Genomic DNA, 19,027 nt, shown 5'->3' with positions numbered 1-19,027 from the left:
CGGGCTCGTTCAGGTAGGCGTCGGCAAGCTCTGCCGCGCCGAGCCTTCGGACGGCGTGCCGAATCCGTCCTTCACCCCGAACAAGGCCATGACGATGGTGTCGACCGAGCCATTCGGGATCAACGGGCGCTTCTATACCCAGCCAGTCACCGGGGTGCAGCGCTATGCCCGCAACGTCACGCAGGCGCTGGACGAGATCGTGGCCAGAGACGGGCTCCAGGCGCGCTTGCTCGTTCCGCAGGGCTGTCCCGATCCGGGTCTCGCCGCCATCCCGACCGTTCCGGTCGGGCGGTGGGGTGGGCATGCATGGGAACAGTTCGAGCTGGCACGGAAGCAGCCGGGCTGGCTCATCAACCTGTGCAACACCGCCCCGGCCCTGAAGTGGAACCAGATCGTTTGCATCCACGATGCGAACGTCTTCCTGTCTCCCGAGAGCTACAGCCGTGCCTTCCGCACCGTCTACCGGACGCTGCAACCCCTCCTCGCACGGCGTTCCGCCAGGATCACGGCGGTCAGCCGCTTCTCGGCGGAACAGATCGCGCGGTACCTGCCCCTGCGGGCGTCCGAGATCGCGGTGCTGCCGAACGGGCATGAACATGTCCACACCTGGGACGCGTCCAAGGCCGAGATCGCCCCGGCGGCTCTCGACAAGATCGTCGGCCAGACCAACCGGCCCTTCCTCCTCGCGCTCGGCTCCAGCGCGAGGCACAAGAACATCGGCATGTTGCTGAATCTGGCGCCGGATCTCGCCAGCCTGGGCGTCGATCTCGTCATCGCCGGGGGAGGGCGGATATCTTCGCCCCGGTCGAGGGGCGAAGGGACCCCAATGTCCATCACCTCGGCTTCGTGAGCGATCACGATCTCGCTTATCTGCTCGACAGGGCCCTATGCCTCGTCTTTCCATCGCTGACGGAGGGGTTCGGGCTTCCGGCGCTCGAGGCGATGGCCTGGGGATGCCCGGTCATCTCGACCGATCGGGCGAGCCTTCCGGAAATCTGCGGTCAGGCGGCCCTGATGGCGGCGCCCGACCAGCCGGCAGCCTGGCTCGCGCATATCAGGGCGCTGCTCGGCAGCCCCGATTTGCGCCAGACCCTCATCGGGCGGGGGCGCCAGCAGGCCAAGCTCTACTCTTGGCGGGAGAGCGCACGGGGCTACATCGACTTGCTGGGGCAGCCAGCGACGTGAAGGGGCACGCGCACCGGAATGACGAAGGACTTGAACATCGCCGTCGTGATCGCGACGCTCGGCCGCCCGGAGGTGGCGTCGGGCACGATCCGGCGGATTATCGACCGCCAGTCGTTGAAGCCCGTCACGATCATCATCTCCTGCGTGCAGGCTTCGGATGCGGGGGAGGCGGCAGGCTGGCCCGAGGTGAAGGTGCTGCAGGGGCCTGCGGGTCTCGCCGCGCAGCGTAACACTGCCCTCAAGGCGCTCACCGATGACATCGACATCGTCACCTTCTTCGATGACGACTTCGTCCCCGATCCTGATTGGCTGGCGAACGCGGCACGCATCTTCCGCAGCCAGCCCGACGTGGTGGGTCTGACCGGCGACGTGATTGCCGACGGCATCAAGGGGCCGGGCCTGAGCTTTTCGGAAGTCGACCGCATGCTTTCGGAAAACCGGCCATCGGGAGCCGGCCGCGTGGTCGAGCCCTTCAGCCCGTATGGCTGCAACATGGCCTTCCGGCGATCGGCCATCGGATCTCTCCGCTTCGATGAGCGGCTGATTCTGTACGGCTGGCTGGAAGATCGGGATTTCGGCGCTGCCCTCGCTGCCAAGGGCGGCCGGATGATCAAGAACTTTGACCTGCGCGGCGTCCATATGGGCGTGAAGGGCGGGCGCATGGCGGGCGGGCGCCTCGGTTACTCCCAGATCATCAACCCCATCTACATGCTGCGGAAGGGCACCATGACGCCGGCGCAGGTGTTCGACCATGTGTTCCGCAACATCAGCAGCAACGTCGTGCGCTCGGCCTACCCGGAGAAATTCATCGACCGCCGGGGCCGCCTTCGGGGGAATCTGCGCGCGATCGCCGACCTCCTCAGGGGGAAGATCGAGCCGGAACGAGCCAAGCTTTCTAAGTAGTCCTTGGCCGCCACCGGCTCGAACGACTCTGAAAGTCAAAGGTATGCACGTCTGATTATAGTGAACACAGTTCGGCGCAATTGCCCCTGACTGGACCCTTCGGTAGATTGTTGGAATGACGCAGAAACCGAAATTCGGAACGTTCTGGGCGGGCCCAAGGCTTTCGGCTCTCGAAGTGGCTTGCCTGAGTTCCTTCGCGCGGAAGGGCTACGAGGTCGAACTGTATAGTTATGATAAGATCGAGAACGTTCCAGCAGACGTGGCGGTCCGCGATGCGGGTGACGTGCTGAGCAGCGAGTTCTTGAATCATTTCAAGATCAACGGAAAAGTTAGCTACAGCCATTTTTCCGATCTTTTCCGCTACAACATGTTCCTGAAAACTCAGAACATCTGGATCGATACCGACCTGTTCCTGACCCGTGCGTTCGATTTTCCCCTCGATGGCAGGGTGCTCGCGAAGGAAAGCCCTTCCGTGCTGTGCGGCGCGATCATGCGCCTTCCCAGTAACGATCCTCATCTTCCGGTGCTGATTTCGGAAACGGAGGCGATTGCGACCGGCAATTTCCGCTGGGGCGCGACGGGGCCGAAGCTGCTGACCAAGCGGCTCGATAAGGCAGCGATCGACAACGCCTACGGCCCCGAAATCTTCTTCCCGATCTCCTACACCGATTTCTGGAAGACGTTGCTGCCGGAATATGCCGAAGAGTGCAGGCAACAGACACAGAAGTGTTACACGCTGCACCTGTGGAACAATATCGTTGACCGGCTCGGATATTGGAAGGATTACCTGCCGCCGGAAGGGTCTTACCTGCACGCACAGATCGAGCAGGCCGGGCTCGCGGGTGAATTCAAGGGAACCTATCCGCGCAAGATCATGTCGGCCATGGTGGAGAACTGGTTGCTGCGGAAGAGCGGTCGCGATCTCGGTATCAAGACCATCGTCAAACAAATCGTCCCGAGCGTCGGCCGGACGATCAAGCATTACTCGTCGTGAGCGAGCCGACACGCGCCGATCCGAAGCGGCCAAGGGCCGATCGAGGCGCGGGCAGGTCCAGTGATCCAGGAGGCGAGTGATGGCCACCCCGAAAATCGCCGCCGTCTTCACCTGCTACGAGTGGGACGAGTTCAACCAACGGCAGTACCAGCGGTTCGTCGCCAAGTGCGAAGGCCTCACGCCGAACATCGTTTACGATTGCTCGCGCAAGCCGTTTCCCGATCCCGCGCTCAAGAATGTCTACCAGTTTGACGCGAACAAAGCTCTCGGCATGGGCTTTGTGTTTGCATATTATAAGAATTTGTTCTGGTGGAACCTTGATTACCTAATGTGGATGTTTGTCGATCAAAATCCAGATTACGATTATTACATGTTTGCCGATTACGATGCTGTCTTCAATATCGGGATCGAGTCACTCGTTCGGGAGGTGGCGCGACAGGGCGTCGACTTCGTGGGCGAGACGATCCCCGAGACGAACGAGAACTGGGTCTATCGGAAGCCCCATTTGCCTTTGTACGGCAATGCGTTGAACCCCTACATGATCCCGGTCGTCATCTTTTCGAACCGGGCTGCGCATTTCCTGAAGGGGAAGAGGCTCGAACAGAGCGAAGCCTATCGCCGGGGCGATATGCCGTTCTGGCCCTTCTGCGAGGCTTTCATTGGTTCGGAGTTGGCGATCGCGGCGAACTTCCGGTGCGACACGCTCGGGAATTACGTAAATCATCCAGGGCTGCACTGGAACCCCATCCACCGCGAATCCGAGCTTCCCGAACTGAGTTCGTGGCAGGTTCTTCACCCCGTGCTCGACGATGTCCGGTATATCAAGACCCGGCTGAAATACTCCGACCGGACGAAGGACGTGATCAAGGACGGTCTGGATTGCATCGCACGGGTGAAGTCGCTGCCCCTGTCCACCAAGGGGAAGCTCTTGCTCGATGAGGTGCGGCACCGGGTGAGGGGTGGTTTGCAGAGGCGATTTGGATCGCCGAAAACCGACACGACCGAGCTATCGTGGTAATCCTGCGACCGCGCCGAGTTTGACGGACCGTCGCCCGCCGGGCGTGCCGGGGATCGCGACAGCCCTAGGGTGAGTGAGACAGGATCATGGAGATCAGTTTCGTAGGGGCGCTCATCGTGCTCGGCCTCCTGTTGGTCGGCCGCCTCGGCAAGATGGGTCTCCTCGGCATCCTGCCCATCAGTACCCTGTTCTCATCGACGGCCGTCGTCTCGATGGGCTTTCTGGGCGGAGCGCCGCTGCTCGTGCAGACGGTCATCGCCGGCATCGTGATCGTCTACTATGGGCTCGACGCCCTGCGCCGTATCGAACGGGGCGGCTCCAGGGTGCAGATTGCGCTGATCGCTGCGTTCCTCGCCTACGGGATCCTCTCGGCGTTTCTGTTCCCCCGCATGTTCGAGGGCGCGACCTCGGTCTTTTCCCTGTCGCGGTCGTTCGACGTGTTCTTCGCCCCGATCCCGCTTCAGCCGAGCTCGGGCAACTTCTCGCAGCTTTGCTATTTCGTCCTCGATCTGTGTCTGCTGACCGTCCTGTCGGCCCGCATTGACGAGGTTTCGATCGGCCAACTCGATCGCGGCTTCGAATATGCGTCGCGCTTCCTGGCGCTGATCGTCCTGATCGAGCTGCCCATGCGATATTCGGGCTTCGGCGACCCGTTCTTCTTCCTACGCACGGCCAATTATGAGCTGCTGACGGATATCGAGATCGGGTCGTTCAAGCGACTGACCGGCTTCGCCACGGAATCCTCATCCTTCGGATCCCAGTGCGCGATCTTCCTGGCTTACGCGTACATCAAGTATAACAGCGCCCCCAAATCCCTCATGAGGTTGATGACGCTGGTTGTACTGACGATCGGATTAGTCGCGGCTACCTCGTCCGCCGGCTATGTGACCTTCGGCTTCATGTTCGGCTTGGCCGTACTCCGCAGCGCCTACGGCAGCTTCCGGCAGCGCATCCAGCCCTCGGAAGTGTATTTCTTCGTGCTCGTGTCGCTTGGGGTGATCTGCGTGGGCCTGATGTACCTCGCGGAATATGACTTCTCGGCCCTGAACAGCCTGCTCGATACGCTCATCTTCAACAAGGCCAACACGTCCTCGGGCATCGAGCGTGGCTCGTGGAACACGCAAGCGATCCGCAACTTCGTGGAGACCTACGGCTTCGGGATCGGCGTCGGCAGCAGCCGGGCGTCCTCCTTCTTCCTAGCCCTCTTGTCCAATACGGGGGTCATCGGGACGGCGCTGTTCTGCATGCTCGTCCTCGAGCTGTTCGCTCACTACCACCTGTCGTCGAACCGCCTGAACGCGGTGCGGTTCTCGATCCTCGTCTGCGTCTTCTCCATCTCGCTGATGGGGACGGTGGTCGATGCGGGCGTCCTGTTCTACACGCTGCTGGGTCTGGGCTTGGCCGAGGTGACGCGGCTCAGGAAGGAGTATGCGCGGATGCGGCTCCGCTACCAGGCAGCGCCCCCCGGTGAACCTCTCCCCAGGGGCTGAGCCGGGGCCCCTTCGTCATCGCGTTCTTATGATGATGAAGCGGGCGCCTTCAGGATCGATTGCCGATGATCGAGGCCTTGAGCCACCGGATCAGGCCGTAGAGGTGCCGGTTGTCTTTCAGGACCTCCTTGACCACCCGGACGAATTTGGGCGCGAGGTGGTTGTGCCAGCTCATGTCCCAATAATGAATGGCCACGGTGCGCGGCGTCAGGCAGCTGCGCTTGAACCGCTCCCGCCAATGGTACGGATAGAAGTACTCGGTCGGTAGCACGCAAACGTCGCCGCAATGCTGGATCCGATTTTCGACCTTGAGGCCGTTTTCCAGCAGGATCTCGCTGACCAGTTCAGGGCCGGTCGGTGCGTAGTAAAGATCGCCGGAGAATGAATTCGGGAAACGCGCCAGGGCTTCGGTAATGAAGGGGTGATGGGGCTTCGCGCCGATCACGGCGTTGCAGACCGGGCTGTCCTGCGCGTCCGTGCTCTGGATGCCGACGAAGCAATCATACGTGAGAAGATGGTCGAAGGGCGCGATGGCCTCGATATCGACATCGAGATAAATGCCACCGTGATCCCGGACGATCTGAAGCCGCAGGTAGTCCGACAGCTTTGCCCAAGCCTGCTGGTCGTAAGCCATGCGGACGTACGGGTCATCGAAGTTGAGATCTTCGTTGCCCCAAATTTTCACGTCGTAAGACGGATTAAATTTCTTCCAAGAGTCGATATTGGGTTTGAAGCGGCCCGGCATTGGTGACGTGCCAACCCAAATGCCATGCAGGATTTTAGGGATCATTTGGGTTCCACCATCATCGATTTACGCCTACGCACCAGCCGGAGAGGCCCATCTCGATGGTAAATTGATAGGCAGCCTATTGGTGCCATTAGCCCTGTCCTAACCGCGGGCTTCAAGCCGGTCCATCCTCTTCGCCTACTGAGTTGTGCAGTCGGTCCACAAATATCGTTGAAAATTGCGCTGAGTTAGAGACTGTTTGCCGGTGCAAAGGCCTGGTTCCAGTGGGTGTCATGTCAAGTACGGCAATAGCGAAGATCAAATCTCGGTAACGCGATTGCATGCCAAGCGCCCTTGTCGTGCCGGGCGTGCTCCCGTGCGAGCGGATCGCTCAGCTATGCGCGGGGGACTCGCCCAGCAAGCTGCTGTAGAGCCGAAGATGTCGATCGGAGACTTTTTCGAGCTTGAACTCATCGATGGTCCGGGCCGACCCCTCTTTCAGTTTCTCCCGCGTATCCGCGCTCGACAACACCGCATCGAGCTGCGCGGCGAGGTTCTCGGGGTCTTTGGGCTCTGCAATCAATCCGGCTTCTCCAAAGTCCAATGCTTCCGGAATGCCATCGACGTTCGTCCCGATCATGACGCAACCGGCGGCACGGGCCTCCAGGACTGCGAGAGGAAACGGGTCGGCATGGGATGCGAGGACAAAGATGTCTAGCGCGTAGAGATAGGGCCGCGGATCGGATTGGAACCCGGCAAAGTGGATCCGGTCTCCAAAACCGGTCTCCCGAGCCAGTTCTTCGTACTCTGACTGCATCGGACCGCCGCCAACCACGTAGAGATGGCTGGTGGGGTGCTTGGCGGCGACCAATGAGAACGCCTTGATGAGATCCTGTACGCCCTTCCTGGGGTGCAGGCCGCAGACGGTTCCGATCGCCGGCTTCTGGAGAGTCTTGAGCTCGAAGGTCGGGCTCAAGCGATGGGTGCCGATGACGCCGTTCTTGATGACCAGCATCTTCTCGGGCTTGATCCCCCGCGCCACCATTTGCTTCCGGACGGCTTCGCTCACCGCAACCACCCGGTTCCCGACCGACATCAGTCGTGCTTGCTTGTCGAAGGAGTTATGGATCGTGCAAACGATCTTGTAGCCGAAGACCGGTTGAAACAGCTTCGCGATCAGCGCCGCTCCCACCATGTGGGCATGGACGATGTCGGGTTTGCTGGCCCGTATCAGCGAAACATAGTCGCGCAACGCCTTCAGGGCCGTCTTGAACGATTTGCGGCGCAGATCGAATTCGTAGCAATCGACCCCGTTCTGCTTCAGCAGTGGCTTGTAGGGGCCTCCTGATCCGGCAAAGGCGACGGCATGGCCCGCCTGGCGCTGGAACGAAGCCAGATCGACCGCGACATTGACATGGCCATTACCGTCTTCGCCGTGATTGAGGATGTGCAGTATGCGCATAGATCCGTAAGCCTGTGATCGTCACGATCGAAGCGTCGGCGGCCACGATAGCGGGTCGATGTTGAATCAACCGGTCACGAGCCATCACGTTGATCGGTTTTCGGGAGCCGGCCGAGTTTCAGAGTTAAGGCATTCCCGGCCTATGGCGGCGTCCGTCCGTGCGACGGTCATTCGGCCAAGTTTCCCGCCGCGACACCTTGGGTGCCTTGGGCTCGGGGCGTCAAGGCGCGTGGGACTGCAAGGTTCGGCGTCCTCTGCAATGCCCACGGCTGGTTTGGCACAAGGCGCTATTTCGGAATCAGGATCCGGATGATCGACACCGTGTGAAGCCGGAAGAGCGACATCATCACTGCCACGAACACCAGAGCACCGAGCAGTGACAGGACCGCGACATGAACGATGGGGTCCGTCGCCGGGATCAGTCCGGCATGGGATAGCCCGACGAGCACGGCATACATCACCACGCTCGCGATGACGGAGGGCAGCATCGCCTTGATCGAACGCCGCGCGCTCATGTCGGTTCGGCGAGAGAGGATGAACAACTGGAACAGGAGCAGGGCGACCTGTCCGAAAAAGGCCAAGCCCGCATAATAGCTGAGGCCCAGGTAGCTCGCCGCGATCGCGACGGCGCAGTAGACGGTGAGACCCGCAAAACCGACCAAGGCATTCAGGTTCGGCAGGCCGATCGCCGAGAACGAGCGGGAATAGACGCTCGTCAACAGGTTGATGGGAACGATCAAGCCGAGAACGGCCGCGATATCGCCGGCCGTTCGCCAATCCTTACCGAAGATGATCTCGACGGCATCCGAGCCGACGACGGCGAAGCCCAAAGCGGCCGGGATGGTCAGCAGGGAGCCGAGGACGGTCGTGCTGTAGATCGCCCGGTCCAGCTTCTCCTTGTCATCGCGCACGGCGCCGAACAGGGGCAACATGACCGCGAACATGGGCTGGATCGTCGCGGCGTTGATCACGTCGACCAGCCGCCACGCCACCCGCACCGCCGCGACGGCCTGCAGGCCGAGGAACACACCCAGGATGAATTCCTGCAAGCGAACACCGATCACCCCGGTGCTGCTCGAAAGGAAGGTGTGCCAAGTGTAATTGATGAACTCCCTGAACCCATTCCAGGTCATGTCGAAGTTCGGGACCCACCGCGCGAAATACCAGCTGAAGGCGACGTAAACGACCTCGGCGAGTAGTTTCTGCGCGACGAGGCTCCACGTGCCGTAGCCGTTCACCGCCATCACATAGCCCAGCAGCCCGCCGCAGACGCCGGCAGCGAGGGTGCAAATCGTCATTACCCGGTGGTCGAACGAGCGCAGCAGCAGGCTCATATGCGTCGTGCACAACGCGGAGAGCGGCAGAAGCGTCGTCATCGCCAGGAAGATCATCCCCTGGTTATTCAGCTGAAGGTAGGGGCCCGCGAAAAAGACGACGACGTTGAGAAGCACCATCGCCACGACGGCGAAAACGACGCTCGACCAGAACGCGACGTTGGGCGTCTCGTTATCCGACGACCGGATGACGGCGTCCGCAATCGCCGAGATCGGGAGCCGGAACAGCTCGATGATCGACGAGACGAGCACGAAGCTTCCGACCTCTGCCGGTGTCACCTTCCTAGTGATCAGCACGAACATGATCAGAAGGAAAACTTGATCGACGCCGAGTCTCGCAGCGCTCCAGAGGGCGGAACTGATCGCTTTTCGCCTAAGGCTCACTGCAGGCTCCGAAAGGGTCTGATGTCACGACGGCACGAGCCAAAGCTGCGTCCGTCGGGTCGGCAGCCAATGATCCGTATGGTTGTATAAGCGCGGCGAGGGCAGGGCGCCCGAGCAGGCGAGGGCGCTTCCCACCTGCCTTTCGGACCCTTCGCTCGCCGCGCGGGACTCACCCTGTATGCGGGAAATGGCTCAACGATGTCCCCGGCTCCGCGTCCGGCATGTCCGCCCCTGGGGGATCAATCGGGACATGTCATGTTCGCCTTGGCCTCGTCGGGAGCGAACGCGTAGATGTAATCGACCAGGAGTTCGGACGGGCTCGGTGTCTTGTCGATCGGCCATCCGCCGCCGAGGGCGAGATTGACCAGAATCATGAGAGGCTTCGTGTGCTCCGGCGGGGTCTTTGTCCGGCCGATTTCCTTCCGATCCAGATAGAAGACGATCCATTCCGGACTGACATCGACCCCGTAGGTGTGGAAGGCATCGTTGAGCGAGCCCGGCGGGACGTTCGTGACGACTTCGCCACCCGTGTTCTTAGCCGAATCGACCTTGTCCCAAATGTGCCAGACCGAGTGAATGACCCCGGGGAATTGACCGTAATATTCCAACACGTCGATCTCGACGGACGGCGTCTTGTCATCCTTCTTGTTGTTGGAGTTCAGCCAGAAGGCCGGCCATACGCCGGGGCCCGGAGGGAGCTTCATGCGGGCTTCGAAGTACCCATACTTGAGGGCGAAGCCCGCCGTCGTCGGGTCGGCCGAGGACAGCAATCCGGAAGTCCACTTGCCACCCTCATGCTTGCGGCTCTGATGACGAGCACGCCGTCGCGGATCAGGAACGGATCATTCTTCTCGGGGTCGGCGTACATATCGACCGGGTCGATGAATTTTGCATCGCCGAAATCGCCGTACCAAGGTGTGTGAGCCGACCAGCGCGTGCGATCGTTGTTGGAGGGCGAGACGCTCAGAGAATTGAAATCGTCCGCGAAAACCTTGTTGTAACGGCACAGTTGGAGCTTGGCGCCCTCAGCTTGCGACCCACCGCAGCTTGCCAGAAGTGGGAAAGCGATCGAGGCAAGAATAGCACAATATTTCTTGTACAAATTTGGCATATGCTTGTCCGTTCGATCTCGTCAGCGATTTTCATCGACTGATTTAGCGGCGGCTCGACACGATATAATCCGAGTGCGTTCTGTGTCCAGCTTGCCTCAACTCGGTGACAGGTATGTCAGGTCTGCGTGGAAACAGGGTGAGTCCGGCGAGGATGAGTGCCGAGATGCTTAACCGGCGCGATCATCCCGCCCCTGACGGCCAGCGTTTCGCCTGCGACATCGTTGGCGGCGATGGCGGCTGGCCCGGCTTTGGCGGGAATGAGAGTTTCCGTGGCTAGCAAGGCTAAAAATTGCGCATATCAGCGAGCGAGATATTGATTCGTTGTTGAAATCGCGACTTATATAGGCTAGCTTCTATGGACATTGCCCCAGTTGACTGATTATGTGCTGCCACAATCTGGCCTTAAATAATTCTTAGGACCAGATTTACTATAATTACATGGTTCTAGCATGGCGGCTCTCCGAAAATTATTGATGTACTTTTCCGCTCTATCGGCGGTTGCGATTTTTGCTGCATGGGTGTTTCTCAGCAGAAAGTTCGATATCCTGCCGCTCGGCGTCATGACGATGCTGGCTGTCAACGCGTTTTATCTGTATTTCTCGAGGCCGACTGTCAAAACCAGCGATATCTTCGACCACGCGTCTTCCAAGCTGGCGCTCGCCTCGCTCGAGCTTAAGTACTTGTCGGAAGAGGCGCAAATTCGAGAGGCCGAGGCAGAGAAGCTTCGCCTCGAAGAGGCCAAGAAAGAGCAATACAAGCTGCAAGTTGCCAAAGATATATTAGATCATCTGCAGGCGAAGATTTCATCGCGAGCGAGTCAGAAGATCGTTCTGCCACAAATTCCCCATCGCCCTCGCATCGGCAACGAAGTCCTCGCCCAACTCGCGGTCTCACAGGCAGATGCGAGGAGTGGGGAATCTGAGCCGGTCAGTCGGCCCATGGCGATCAAGGTGTCGCCTAGCCTCGCGAATGGTACGGCGCCCGCAGCGGTCTCGTCGACCTGACGTCGCTTCGGGCGTTCACATCACCGTGAGCGAGGGGCCGCTCGCGTCCCGTGTGTTCAGACGACCCGCGCCCCTTCGGGCGGCGCCTTACCATGAACCTCCGCCCAGGCTTCGGCGATCGCCTCGCGCATCTGTTGCTCGAAGCGGGCCGGATTGAACTGGCGAGCGTGGCCGACGATCTCTGCCGGATCGAGGGGCAGCTTCTCCAGGCGCGCGATGGCCTCGATGAGGGCGTCCTCGCTCTGTTCGTCGAAGAACACGCCGGTGCGCCCATCGACCACGGTCTCCGTGGCTCCACCCCGGCCGAAGGCCACAACAGGGCGACCGCTCGCCATCGCCTCCACGGGCACGATCCCGAAATCTTCCTCGCCCGGGAAGATCAGGCCGCGGGCACGGGCATAGTGATGGCGCAGTTGCGCGAAGGGCTGGGATCCCAGCATCTCCACGGTGGGACCCGCGAGCGCACGCAGTTCGGACAGCATCTCGCCGCCGCCGATCACGACGAGGCGCCGACCCGTCCGGTTGAAGGCCCGCACGGCAATGTCCGGCCGCTTGTAACGGACCAGTTCGCCGACCATCAAATAATAGTCGCCCACTTCCTCCGGGGGGACCGGCGCGAAGGCATCGACGTCGACGGGCGGATGCACGACACCGGCATCCCGTCGATAGTATCGGCGGATGCGCGAGGCGACGGTGCTGGAATTGGCCACGAAACGGTCGACCCGTGCGGCGGAACTCTCGTCCCATAGCCGGAGATAGTGGGTCAGGATGGGCATCGACAGCTTGGCGAGACGCCCGGCCCCCTCCCGGTAGTCGTGGTACATGTTCCAGATGTACCGCATCGGCGAGTGGCAATAGCAGACATGAACCGATCCCTCCGGGGGGACGATTCCCTTAGCCGGGCCGGATTCGCTGCTGATGATCAGGTCGTAGCCCCGCAGGTCGAGCTGCTCCAAAGCGAGGGGCATCAGCGGCAGGTACGACTTGTACATCTTCGGCGCCCGCGGAAGCTTGGCGATGAAGGAGGTTTTGATCGTGTGCTTGCGGAGGTCCTCCGTCAGGATCTCCGGCACGACCACATGGGTGAAAATGTCCGCCTGGGGATACATCCGGGCGAGAACCTCGATGACCTTCTCACCGCCCCGCATCCCCACCAGCCAGTAGTGGATGATCGCGACGCGCATGGAGTCCTCCGGGTCCGGGGCAGCAGTGCCTCTGCGCGCGTCCGGCCCTTCGAGGGGGAGAACGGCGCGGAAGAGGTGACGAAAGCCGATTCACGGCTGCCGGCTGAACGCCTGCCGCAACGTCTCGTTGCAAAATTTCAGCGGCCTGCCAAGCCTGCAGAATATCGCCGGGGTTGCCGCGAGTGTCCCCTATTTCTGGCCTAAACGGCGGGGCTCGCCTTCATCGCGCTCTCGACATCGAGCGTCGAGGTTCGGGCGGTCGGCTGATACTCGAAGCCGCCTTGTCGGCCGAAGGATTCGATCCGGGCTCCTTGAGCTTGGCGATGGCGTCCAGGGCCCGGCTTTTGGCCTTGTTCGTGTAGACCGGATACGCATTGTCCAGGCGGCTGCTGCCCTCAAGGACGAGGTCGCCCGCGAATAGGCCATTGCGCCTGACATGCTCGCAGAAATCGGCTCTGGCGGTCTCCGCGTCGTGCACGACGTCGGAGGCGATGACCTCGACCGCGAAATATTCCCGGCCATCCGATCGGCCATAAAAGTCGGAGTAGACGGTCAGGCGTTTCCAGTGACCGTCATGGGAGAAGTTATACAGGATCGAGTGCCCGAAGCCCCTCTCGCCCGCAAAGCTGAAGAAGAGGCTGATCAGCGTCACCGTCTCCAGACCATAGGTGTCCGGGAGCCCGCAGGATTCGACGGCCAGGGGAATCGGAATCGTGGAGATGACCCGGCCGGTCTTGAGCGTCAGGTTTCCGGCATGGACGACGTTTCCGGACGCGCTGCTTTCAATTCGCCCGACCTTCGTGCCGAGCATGAACGCGACACCAGCGCGTTCGAGCTTTTCCACGGCGGGCGCGTAAAGATCCGCGAAGCCGGATTTCGGCCGCGCAAGCTGATAATTGTCGACGCCGGAGGAGGGCTTGCCGCGGAAATAGCGCAGCAGGGCCTTGGGTGATGAATGCTCCTTCAGCCAGAGCATCCGCTTCTCAGCGAAATCGGCATCGATCCGTGCGGCGGCGGCGCCGAAGAAGCGCTGCATGTAGTTTTCCAGGCCGGACCGGTAGAGAAAATAATCTCCGATCCAATACCGGGCGAAATCACGCGCATTGCCGATGTGCCGATTGAAGAGGCGCGACTTCAGGACGGACAGACCCGCTCGGATAAAGCCGATCGGGCCCAGGGTCAGCACGTCTTCTTTGATCGAGAGGGGGTAGTTGGCGATGGTGCCGTGCGGGGTCAACTTGCCCCAGCTCGGCGAGATATTGACATATTGCGGAAGTATCTCCGGAAAATGACGTAAAAGGGGCGAATCGTCTTGGAAAATCAGGCTACCGATATCGAACGAGTAGTCCTTGATATTGAAATTGATATGATTTCCGCCAACATGTTCGTATTCATCGATCACAAGAATGCGGCGGCATCCTTGTTCCATCAGAACCGATGTTGCGACCAATCCGCTAATTCCGGCGCCAAGAACAATAGCGTCATATTCGTGGGCAGTCTGCACAATATTACTCATAAGCGCTGGTTCCGTCGCTCCTTAGCGCGTGACCGCCGTCACGTGTTACGCAGACATGTCTGATTTGTAGGCGATTTTGTCAGATCGCGGGAAGGTTGGCAAAGCCAATTTCTGCATACATAAATATCACATTCACCAAATAATGGTCGGTAGGATCATTTATTCGGCAATATTCGGTTGAATTGTTATATTTCTTTCCGCTGTTTTTGACATAATCCCTTTCGTGTTTGAAGGCTCCGACGCCCGATTCGGCGGGCGATGCCGATGTCCGGGTGCATCCTGGCGAGCCGGGATGGGGACTACGCATACGGTCGAGCTTGACCGGGTGGGCGTCATGCACTTCTTGCATGACGCGATCGCGACGAAGGGTGCTCGATCGTGAGCGGTGCGCTCCGCTCGATCAGTGGCTCATCAGGCAACAGACGGGAGCACGGTCTAGAAGTTCGCGCGTGACACCCCCGAACAGCCATTCCTTCAGGCGGGAGCGGCCATAGGCGCCCATCACGATGAGATCGGCGCCCTCACGCGCCGCGAGGTCGATGATCGCGCCGCCCTCGCTGTCGACCGGATCGACGGTCCGGCTGGCAACCTGGGCACCGTGCCGGGCGAGGTGACCGGCCACGACATCGGCATCGCCTGCCGTCTCCGCGCCGATGCTCGCGACGAGGACCTGTTCGGCCGACCGGAGGAAGGGCAGGGCAGCCAGCACGGCCCGCCGGGCCTCCACACCATCCTTCCAGGCGACGAGGATGCAGTTTCCTTTCAGTTGGTCGAGCCGCGACGGTGCCATGAGGACGGGCCGACCCACTTGCATCAACAGCGGACCCGGTGCCACGCCGAGCGCCCCTGGATCCTCGTTTCCCGGCTTGCGCTGCCCGATGACGACGAGATCGGCGGCCCGGGCCTGCCCGACGAGGTGGGTGGTCGGATCGGTGAGGGCTTCCTTCCAGTCGGTCGCGATCTCCTTGCCCGCACTGCGCTCGAACAGGGCATGCGCCCGATCGAGGAGCTGATGGATGAGCGTGATGTTGCGGTCCTCCTGCGCGACGGCGTCGTAGACGTCGCGCACGAGCAGCGGGACCGGCACTGCCCTGGCGGCCGCGCCCGTGAGGTGGGACCCGAACCGCCGTGCCAGATCGGCCGCCAGCCGTATCCGGTCGGGCGCGGCCTCACCGAGATCGGTGGAAACGAGGATGTTCGCGAAGTCCATGATCATCTCCCCCGGCCAACGAGTCGGACTGGGGCAGGTTGAACCGGGGTGAGCCGCCCAACCTTGATTCAGCGCAACCTGCGGGGGCATCGGCGGTGGTCCCGCCGAGCACGCGCATGGCATTGAGGATGACGGCGACGTCGATGGCCTCCTGGAGCAGCGCGCCCTGGAGCGGTGAGAGGTAGCCCAGAGCCGCCGCGGTCATTCCGGCCAAGGAGAGGCCGATGCCGGCCAGCACGCTCTGGAGTGCGATGGCGCGGGCGCGCTTTGCGATACGGATCGCCTTCGGCAGGGGCGAGAGACTGTCGATCAGCACCACCACATCCGCCGCCTCGGCCGCTGCCGCCGCGCCGCGCGCGCCAAGCGCTACGCCGAGATCGGCGGCGGCGAGGGCGGGCGCGTCGTTGACGCCATCGCCCACCATCATCACGCGCCCATGCCGCCGCTCCGTGGCGACGATCTCCGTCTTGCCCGCAGGATCGAGCCCGGCCGCGACCCGGTCCACCGCCAGTCCCGCGACCAGCCCCTCCGCGAGGTCGCGCCGGTCGCCTGTCGCGAGCACGACGCGCTCGATGCCTTCGGCCCGCAAGGCGGCCAGCACGTCGGCGCCATCGACGCGCGGCGGATCGGCGAAGCTCAGGATCGCCGCGGGGCCCCCGTCGATGGCGACGTAAACGGTCGCGGCGGCAGCTTCGCTACCCGTGGCCGCCGGAAATGCGATGCCGTGGCTTTCCATCAGCCGCCGCGCGCCGACCAGCACCCGCCGGTCATCCACCAGACCGGACAGGCCCTCGCCCGGGGTTTCCACCACGTGGCCCGGCTGAGGCAGGGTCAGGCCGCGCCTGTGTGCCTCCTCGACCAACGTCCGCGCGATCGGATGTCCGGACGCTTGATCGAGGGCGGCGGCCAGCCGCAACGCCTCTTCGGCGCCGAAACGGCCGATCGCCTGCGTTCCGGCCAGGCGCGCCGTGCCATCGGTGAGCGTACCGGTCTTGTCGATCACGAGCACGCGCATCCTCGCCAGGGCTTCCAGCGCCCCGCCGCCCTTGACGAGGACGCCGACGGAGGCCGTCCGCGACAAGCCCGAAACGAGGGCCACGGGTACGGCCAGGATCAGCGGGCACGGTGTGGCGACCACCAGGACGGCGAGGGCCCGCAAAGGGTCCCCCGTCGCGGTCCAGGCGCCAGCGGCCAGCAGGAGGGTGACGACGAGGAAGGCGAGCCCGAAGCGATCCGCCATGCGCGCCATCGGCGCCTTCCGGGCGCGGGCGGCTTCCACCAACCTGACGATGCCCGCATAGGTGCTCTCGGCCGCAGGGCGCTCCGCAAACAGCGTGAAGGGCGTCCCGACATTCACCGCACCGCTCAGCACCGGTGTGTTTGCCGTGAATGCAACGGGCAACGCCTCCCCCGTGAGGCTCGACTGATCGAGCAGGGCGCGACCGGCTGCGACACGTCCGTCCACGGGCACCACGTCGCCGACCCGCACGAGGATGCGGTCGCCCGCCGCCAGCGCCGCGATCGGGATGTCCCGCAGGGTGCCGGCCTCGTCCCGCAGGGCGGTGCGTGGCTGGCGCGCAAGGAGTGCGGTCATTGCATGCCCCGCCCGGCCCGTGGCGTAGGCTTCCAGCGATTGGCCGCCCGAGTACATCAGGGCGATCACGATCCCGGCCAGCGGTTGCGACAGGGCCAGGGCGCCGCCCATCGACAGCAACGCCACGAGGTCGAGACCGACATCGCCCCGAGCGAGGCTGGTCACGACCTGACCCGCGAGGACGGTGAGGATCGCGAGCGTCGGGATCGTGTAGGCCCACCGGGCGCCCTCAGCCCATCCGGCCGCCTCGAAAGACAGGCCGCCTAAGAGGCCGAGCAGCGGCACCAGTGCCAGGCATTGCCGCAGCGCTTGCGCCCAATCGCTCGAGTCCCGTTGGGCCGTCCCCGACGGCTCCTGGGAGGCCGTCGTCATAACGGTCTTTTCCGGCTCTCGGGGAGAGGCCGGGAGCGGCCAGCCGTTCTGAAATCCGGCGCCGCCGGTCGATCCGCGTCGGGCTCGACCAGGGTCGCCATCATCTCCGCGTCGACATCCCTGATCTCCCGCGCGGCTCGCAGCAGGCCGCACCAATCGGTGAGGCAAGCGGCGAGGCCGAACGGATCGGCGGCATTCGGGGTGGGGAAGGGTGTGGGCAAGGGTGCGAGCATAGGAGCCTCCGTCATGACGGCAGAAGACCCCGGCCCACGGCGGGGGCGTTGATCCAGCGCAAACCCGCCGCAGTGGGCGCAAGCCGGCTCTCCTCATTCGAGGAAGCTCCAGCCCGCCTCCAGGGCGCGCCGCTCCTCCTCGGACAGCGGCTCGGTCCCATGCGAGCGTGCCTTCTTGGCAGCGTCGGAGCCGGTGCCCGGAACCATGGCCTCCGGCATGGGGCGCGACAGCGGGCAGGGACGTTCGCGCCCCCGCTCCGCCTTTTCGAGGATGCCGTTTCCGGTGGCCCTGTCGCGTCGCATCCCAGTCCCTGGGTTCAATGGGACAGGAAGAGCGGAACCGGGCTTCGGCGCAGCAGCGATCGGGTGACGCCGCCGACGAGGAATTCCCGGGTGCGGGAATGGCGGTAGGCTCCCATCACGATCATGTCGGCCCGGAACAGTCCTGCCTGGGCGCGCAGGGTGTCTGCGACGCCGTCGGCCGGCGACAGATCATTGATGGTGACGTTCACCCCGTGCCGCGCGAGGTGGGGGGCGAATTCGGCGCCGGGTACGCCTTCGTGGATCAGGGCCTCGTCGCCGACCGAGACGATCTCCACGGCCTCCGCCGCGCGCAGGAAGGGAAGGGCCTCGTTCGCTGCCCTGGCCGCCTGAGCACTGCCGTCCCACGCGACGATGATCCGGCGGCCGGAAAAGGCCGCGTAGCCGGGGGGCACGGCGATCACCGAGCGTCCGCTGGAGAACAGGACGGTTTCGATCGCCTCACGGTCGAGATCGAAGGTCCGGGGGCCTGCATCCAGCACGACGAGATCGTAGAGGCGCGCCGTTGTCGCCAGCCGGGCTACGATCTCCGGATAAGGCAGGCTGGGCGCCTCGGTGGTGCAGACGATACCGGCCAGGGCCGCGTCTCCCGCCGCACGCGCTGCGACGGCACGCGCCACCTCGTCCAGCCGTCGATCGACGATCGCCTCTCCCTCGCTGAACGCGCCGATCCAAGCCTCGTCGCCCGAGAGACGCCAGGACGCCGATTGAACCGTCAGGTGGGCGCCGCTCGCCCGTGCCAGCGTCAGCCCATATCCGATGGCCGACGAAGCGGGATCGTTCTCGCCCTCGATCAGGGTGCCGACGAGAAGGTCGCGAAGGGCGGAGAGGGGTGTTTGAGAGATCTGTGACATCGCGCAGCTCCGTGTGGATGCGCAATGCTGGCTTTATTTTACAGACGCCTCATTGATCTGGCTCAATTATTTGCAGAGCATCGAGATGTCTTCGAATTTCGCCGGAATCTACTGCAAAGTTCGGCTTCGG

20 protein-coding genes are annotated in these 19,027 nt (G+C 62.6%); 7 read left to right on the top strand and 13 right to left on the bottom strand.

Features of this window, described 5'->3' with window-relative positions; all coding sequences use genetic code 11:
- Positions 1-55 precede the first annotated feature (55 nt).
- From ACFQE0_RS04310 to ACFQE0_RS04285, 6 genes are all read left to right on the top strand, one after another.
- Positions 56-850 (top strand): glycosyltransferase, encoded by a 795-nt coding sequence (locus ACFQE0_RS04310; protein ID WP_378967408.1) that lies wholly within the window; start codon positions 56-58, stop codon positions 848-850.
- Positions 793-1,185 (top strand): glycosyltransferase, encoded by a 393-nt coding sequence (locus ACFQE0_RS04305; protein ID WP_465264086.1) that lies wholly within the window; start codon positions 793-795, stop codon positions 1,183-1,185. Before ACFQE0_RS04310 ends, ACFQE0_RS04305 begins: the two co-directional genes overlap by 58 nt.
- An 18-nt stretch (positions 1,186-1,203) precedes the next feature.
- On the top strand, positions 1,204-2,088 hold the full coding sequence (locus tag ACFQE0_RS04300) for a glycosyltransferase family 2 protein (RefSeq protein WP_378967404.1): 885 nt from the start codon (positions 1,204-1,206) through the stop codon (positions 2,086-2,088).
- Between the two features lie 115 nt (positions 2,089-2,203).
- A complete protein-coding gene (locus ACFQE0_RS04295) occupies positions 2,204-3,082 on the top strand; it encodes a hypothetical protein (RefSeq protein ID WP_378967401.1) in 879 nt (292 codons plus the stop codon).
- Positions 3,083-3,161: 79 nt separating this feature from the next.
- Positions 3,162-4,100 (top strand): hypothetical protein, encoded by a 939-nt coding sequence (locus ACFQE0_RS04290; RefSeq protein WP_378967399.1) that lies wholly within the window; start codon positions 3,162-3,164, stop codon positions 4,098-4,100.
- A gap of 86 nt (positions 4,101-4,186) precedes the next feature.
- A complete protein-coding gene (locus ACFQE0_RS04285) occupies positions 4,187-5,590 on the top strand; it encodes a hypothetical protein (protein ID WP_378967397.1) in 1,404 nt (467 codons plus the stop codon).
- Between the two features lie 49 nt (positions 5,591-5,639).
- Here the strand turns inward: ACFQE0_RS04285 and ACFQE0_RS04280 are convergent, their stop codons facing one another.
- From ACFQE0_RS04280 to ACFQE0_RS04260, 5 genes are all read right to left on the bottom strand, one after another.
- Positions 5,640-6,380, bottom strand: coding sequence for a glycosyltransferase (locus ACFQE0_RS04280; RefSeq protein WP_378967394.1), 741 nt, complete (start codon positions 6,378-6,380; stop codon positions 5,640-5,642).
- Between the two features lie 328 nt (positions 6,381-6,708).
- Positions 6,709-7,779: a glycosyltransferase family 4 protein gene (locus tag ACFQE0_RS04275; protein WP_378967392.1), complete on the bottom strand. Its 1,071-nt coding sequence runs from the start codon at positions 7,777-7,779 to the stop codon at positions 6,709-6,711.
- Positions 7,780-8,066: 287 nt separating this feature from the next.
- Entirely contained in the window at positions 8,067-9,497 is a 1,431-nt protein-coding gene (locus ACFQE0_RS04270; RefSeq protein WP_378967390.1) for an oligosaccharide flippase family protein, read from the bottom strand.
- A 239-nt stretch (positions 9,498-9,736) separates the two neighbouring features.
- Positions 9,737-10,201 (bottom strand): glycoside hydrolase family 16 protein, encoded by a 465-nt coding sequence (locus ACFQE0_RS04265; protein ID WP_378967387.1) that lies wholly within the window; start codon positions 10,199-10,201, stop codon positions 9,737-9,739.
- On the bottom strand, positions 10,198-10,608 hold the full coding sequence (locus tag ACFQE0_RS04260) for a LamG domain-containing protein (RefSeq protein WP_378967385.1): 411 nt from the start codon (positions 10,606-10,608) through the stop codon (positions 10,198-10,200). The genes ACFQE0_RS04265 and ACFQE0_RS04260 overlap by 4 nt, the downstream gene beginning before the upstream one ends.
- 450 nt (positions 10,609-11,058) lie before the next feature.
- Here ACFQE0_RS04260 and ACFQE0_RS04255 point away from each other — a divergent pair, with 450 nt between their 5' ends.
- The gene (locus ACFQE0_RS04255; protein WP_378967382.1) at positions 11,059-11,613 is read left to right on the top strand and encodes a hypothetical protein; all 555 of its coding nucleotides are present in this window, start codon (positions 11,059-11,061) and stop codon (positions 11,611-11,613) included.
- Between the two features lie 56 nt (positions 11,614-11,669).
- Here ACFQE0_RS04255 and ACFQE0_RS04250 read toward each other — a convergent pair whose 3' ends face one another.
- The 8 genes from ACFQE0_RS04250 to ACFQE0_RS04215 all read right to left on the bottom strand — a co-directional run bounded on the left by ACFQE0_RS04250 (position 11,670) and on the right by ACFQE0_RS04215 (position 18,897).
- Positions 11,670-12,797: a glycosyltransferase gene (locus ACFQE0_RS04250; RefSeq protein WP_378967380.1), complete on the bottom strand. Its 1,128-nt coding sequence runs from the start codon at positions 12,795-12,797 to the stop codon at positions 11,670-11,672.
- Positions 12,798-13,017: 220 nt separating this feature from the next.
- A complete protein-coding gene (locus tag ACFQE0_RS04245) occupies positions 13,018-14,301 on the bottom strand; it encodes an NAD(P)-binding protein (protein WP_378967378.1) in 1,284 nt (427 codons plus the stop codon).
- A gap of 91 nt (positions 14,302-14,392) precedes the next feature.
- Complete coding sequence (locus ACFQE0_RS04240) at positions 14,393-14,662, bottom strand: hypothetical protein (protein ID WP_378967376.1); 270 nt, start codon at positions 14,660-14,662, stop codon at positions 14,393-14,395.
- 51 nt (positions 14,663-14,713) lie between these two features.
- A complete protein-coding gene (locus tag ACFQE0_RS04235; RefSeq protein WP_378967374.1) occupies positions 14,714-15,523 on the bottom strand; it encodes a universal stress protein in 810 nt (269 codons plus the stop codon).
- The gene (locus ACFQE0_RS04230) at positions 15,483-17,489 is read right to left on the bottom strand and encodes a heavy metal translocating P-type ATPase (protein WP_378967371.1); all 2,007 of its coding nucleotides are present in this window, start codon (positions 17,487-17,489) and stop codon (positions 15,483-15,485) included. The genes ACFQE0_RS04235 and ACFQE0_RS04230 overlap by 41 nt, the downstream gene beginning before the upstream one ends.
- The gene (locus ACFQE0_RS04225) at positions 17,486-17,722 is read right to left on the bottom strand and encodes a hypothetical protein (RefSeq protein ID WP_378967369.1); all 237 of its coding nucleotides are present in this window, start codon (positions 17,720-17,722) and stop codon (positions 17,486-17,488) included. The genes ACFQE0_RS04230 and ACFQE0_RS04225 overlap by 4 nt, the downstream gene beginning before the upstream one ends.
- Before the next feature lie 93 nt (positions 17,723-17,815).
- Positions 17,816-18,025, bottom strand: a complete 210-nt coding sequence (locus ACFQE0_RS04220) for a hypothetical protein (RefSeq protein ID WP_378967367.1) — start codon at positions 18,023-18,025, stop codon at positions 17,816-17,818.
- 14 nt (positions 18,026-18,039) lie between these two features.
- Positions 18,040-18,897, bottom strand: coding sequence for a universal stress protein (locus tag ACFQE0_RS04215; RefSeq protein ID WP_378967365.1), 858 nt, complete (start codon positions 18,895-18,897; stop codon positions 18,040-18,042).
- Between the last annotated feature and the right edge of the window lie 130 nt (positions 18,898-19,027).

The organism is Methylobacterium komagatae (assembly GCF_042661665.1).
Taxonomy (GTDB): domain Bacteria; phylum Pseudomonadota; class Alphaproteobacteria; order Rhizobiales; family Beijerinckiaceae; genus Methylobacterium; species Methylobacterium komagatae.
This window is presented reverse-complemented; position numbering and strand designations above follow the sequence as displayed.

What these genes read in the sequence shown, in the direction of transcription:
- ACFQE0_RS04295 (WP_378967401.1), top strand. Translation starts at nt 2,204, where the DNA reads ATGACGCAGAAACCGAAATTCGGAACGTTCTGGGCGGGCCCAAGGCTT.
- ACFQE0_RS04215 (WP_378967365.1), bottom strand. Translation starts at nt 18,897, where the DNA reads ATGTCACAGATCTCTCAAACACCCCTCTCCGCCCTTCGCGACCTTCTC.
- ACFQE0_RS04290 (WP_378967399.1), top strand. Translation starts at nt 3,162, where the DNA reads ATGGCCACCCCGAAAATCGCCGCCGTCTTCACCTGCTACGAGTGGGAC.
- ACFQE0_RS04300 (WP_378967404.1), top strand. Translation starts at nt 1,204, where the DNA reads ATGACGAAGGACTTGAACATCGCCGTCGTGATCGCGACGCTCGGCCGC.
- ACFQE0_RS04230 (WP_378967371.1), bottom strand. Translation starts at nt 17,489, where the DNA reads ATGACGACGGCCTCCCAGGAGCCGTCGGGGACGGCCCAACGGGACTCG.
- ACFQE0_RS04255 (WP_378967382.1), top strand. Translation starts at nt 11,059, where the DNA reads ATGGCGGCTCTCCGAAAATTATTGATGTACTTTTCCGCTCTATCGGCG.
- ACFQE0_RS04235 (WP_378967374.1), bottom strand. Translation starts at nt 15,523, where the DNA reads ATGGACTTCGCGAACATCCTCGTTTCCACCGATCTCGGTGAGGCCGCG.
- ACFQE0_RS04260 (WP_378967385.1), bottom strand. Translation starts at nt 10,608, where the DNA reads ATGCCAAATTTGTACAAGAAATATTGTGCTATTCTTGCCTCGATCGCT.
- ACFQE0_RS04240 (WP_378967376.1), bottom strand. Translation starts at nt 14,662, where the DNA reads ATGCAAGAAGTGCATGACGCCCACCCGGTCAAGCTCGACCGTATGCGT.
- ACFQE0_RS04250 (WP_378967380.1), bottom strand. Translation starts at nt 12,797, where the DNA reads ATGCGCGTCGCGATCATCCACTACTGGCTGGTGGGGATGCGGGGCGGT.
- ACFQE0_RS04275 (WP_378967392.1), bottom strand. Translation starts at nt 7,779, where the DNA reads ATGCGCATACTGCACATCCTCAATCACGGCGAAGACGGTAATGGCCAT.
- ACFQE0_RS04265 (WP_378967387.1), bottom strand. Translation starts at nt 10,201, where the DNA reads ATGAAGCTCCCTCCGGGCCCCGGCGTATGGCCGGCCTTCTGGCTGAAC.
- ACFQE0_RS04285 (WP_378967397.1), top strand. Translation starts at nt 4,187, where the DNA reads ATGGAGATCAGTTTCGTAGGGGCGCTCATCGTGCTCGGCCTCCTGTTG.
- ACFQE0_RS04225 (WP_378967369.1), bottom strand. Translation starts at nt 17,722, where the DNA reads ATGCTCGCACCCTTGCCCACACCCTTCCCCACCCCGAATGCCGCCGAT.
- ACFQE0_RS04220 (WP_378967367.1), bottom strand. Translation starts at nt 18,025, where the DNA reads ATGCGACGCGACAGGGCCACCGGAAACGGCATCCTCGAAAAGGCGGAG.
- ACFQE0_RS04280 (WP_378967394.1), bottom strand. Translation starts at nt 6,380, where the DNA reads ATGATCCCTAAAATCCTGCATGGCATTTGGGTTGGCACGTCACCAATG.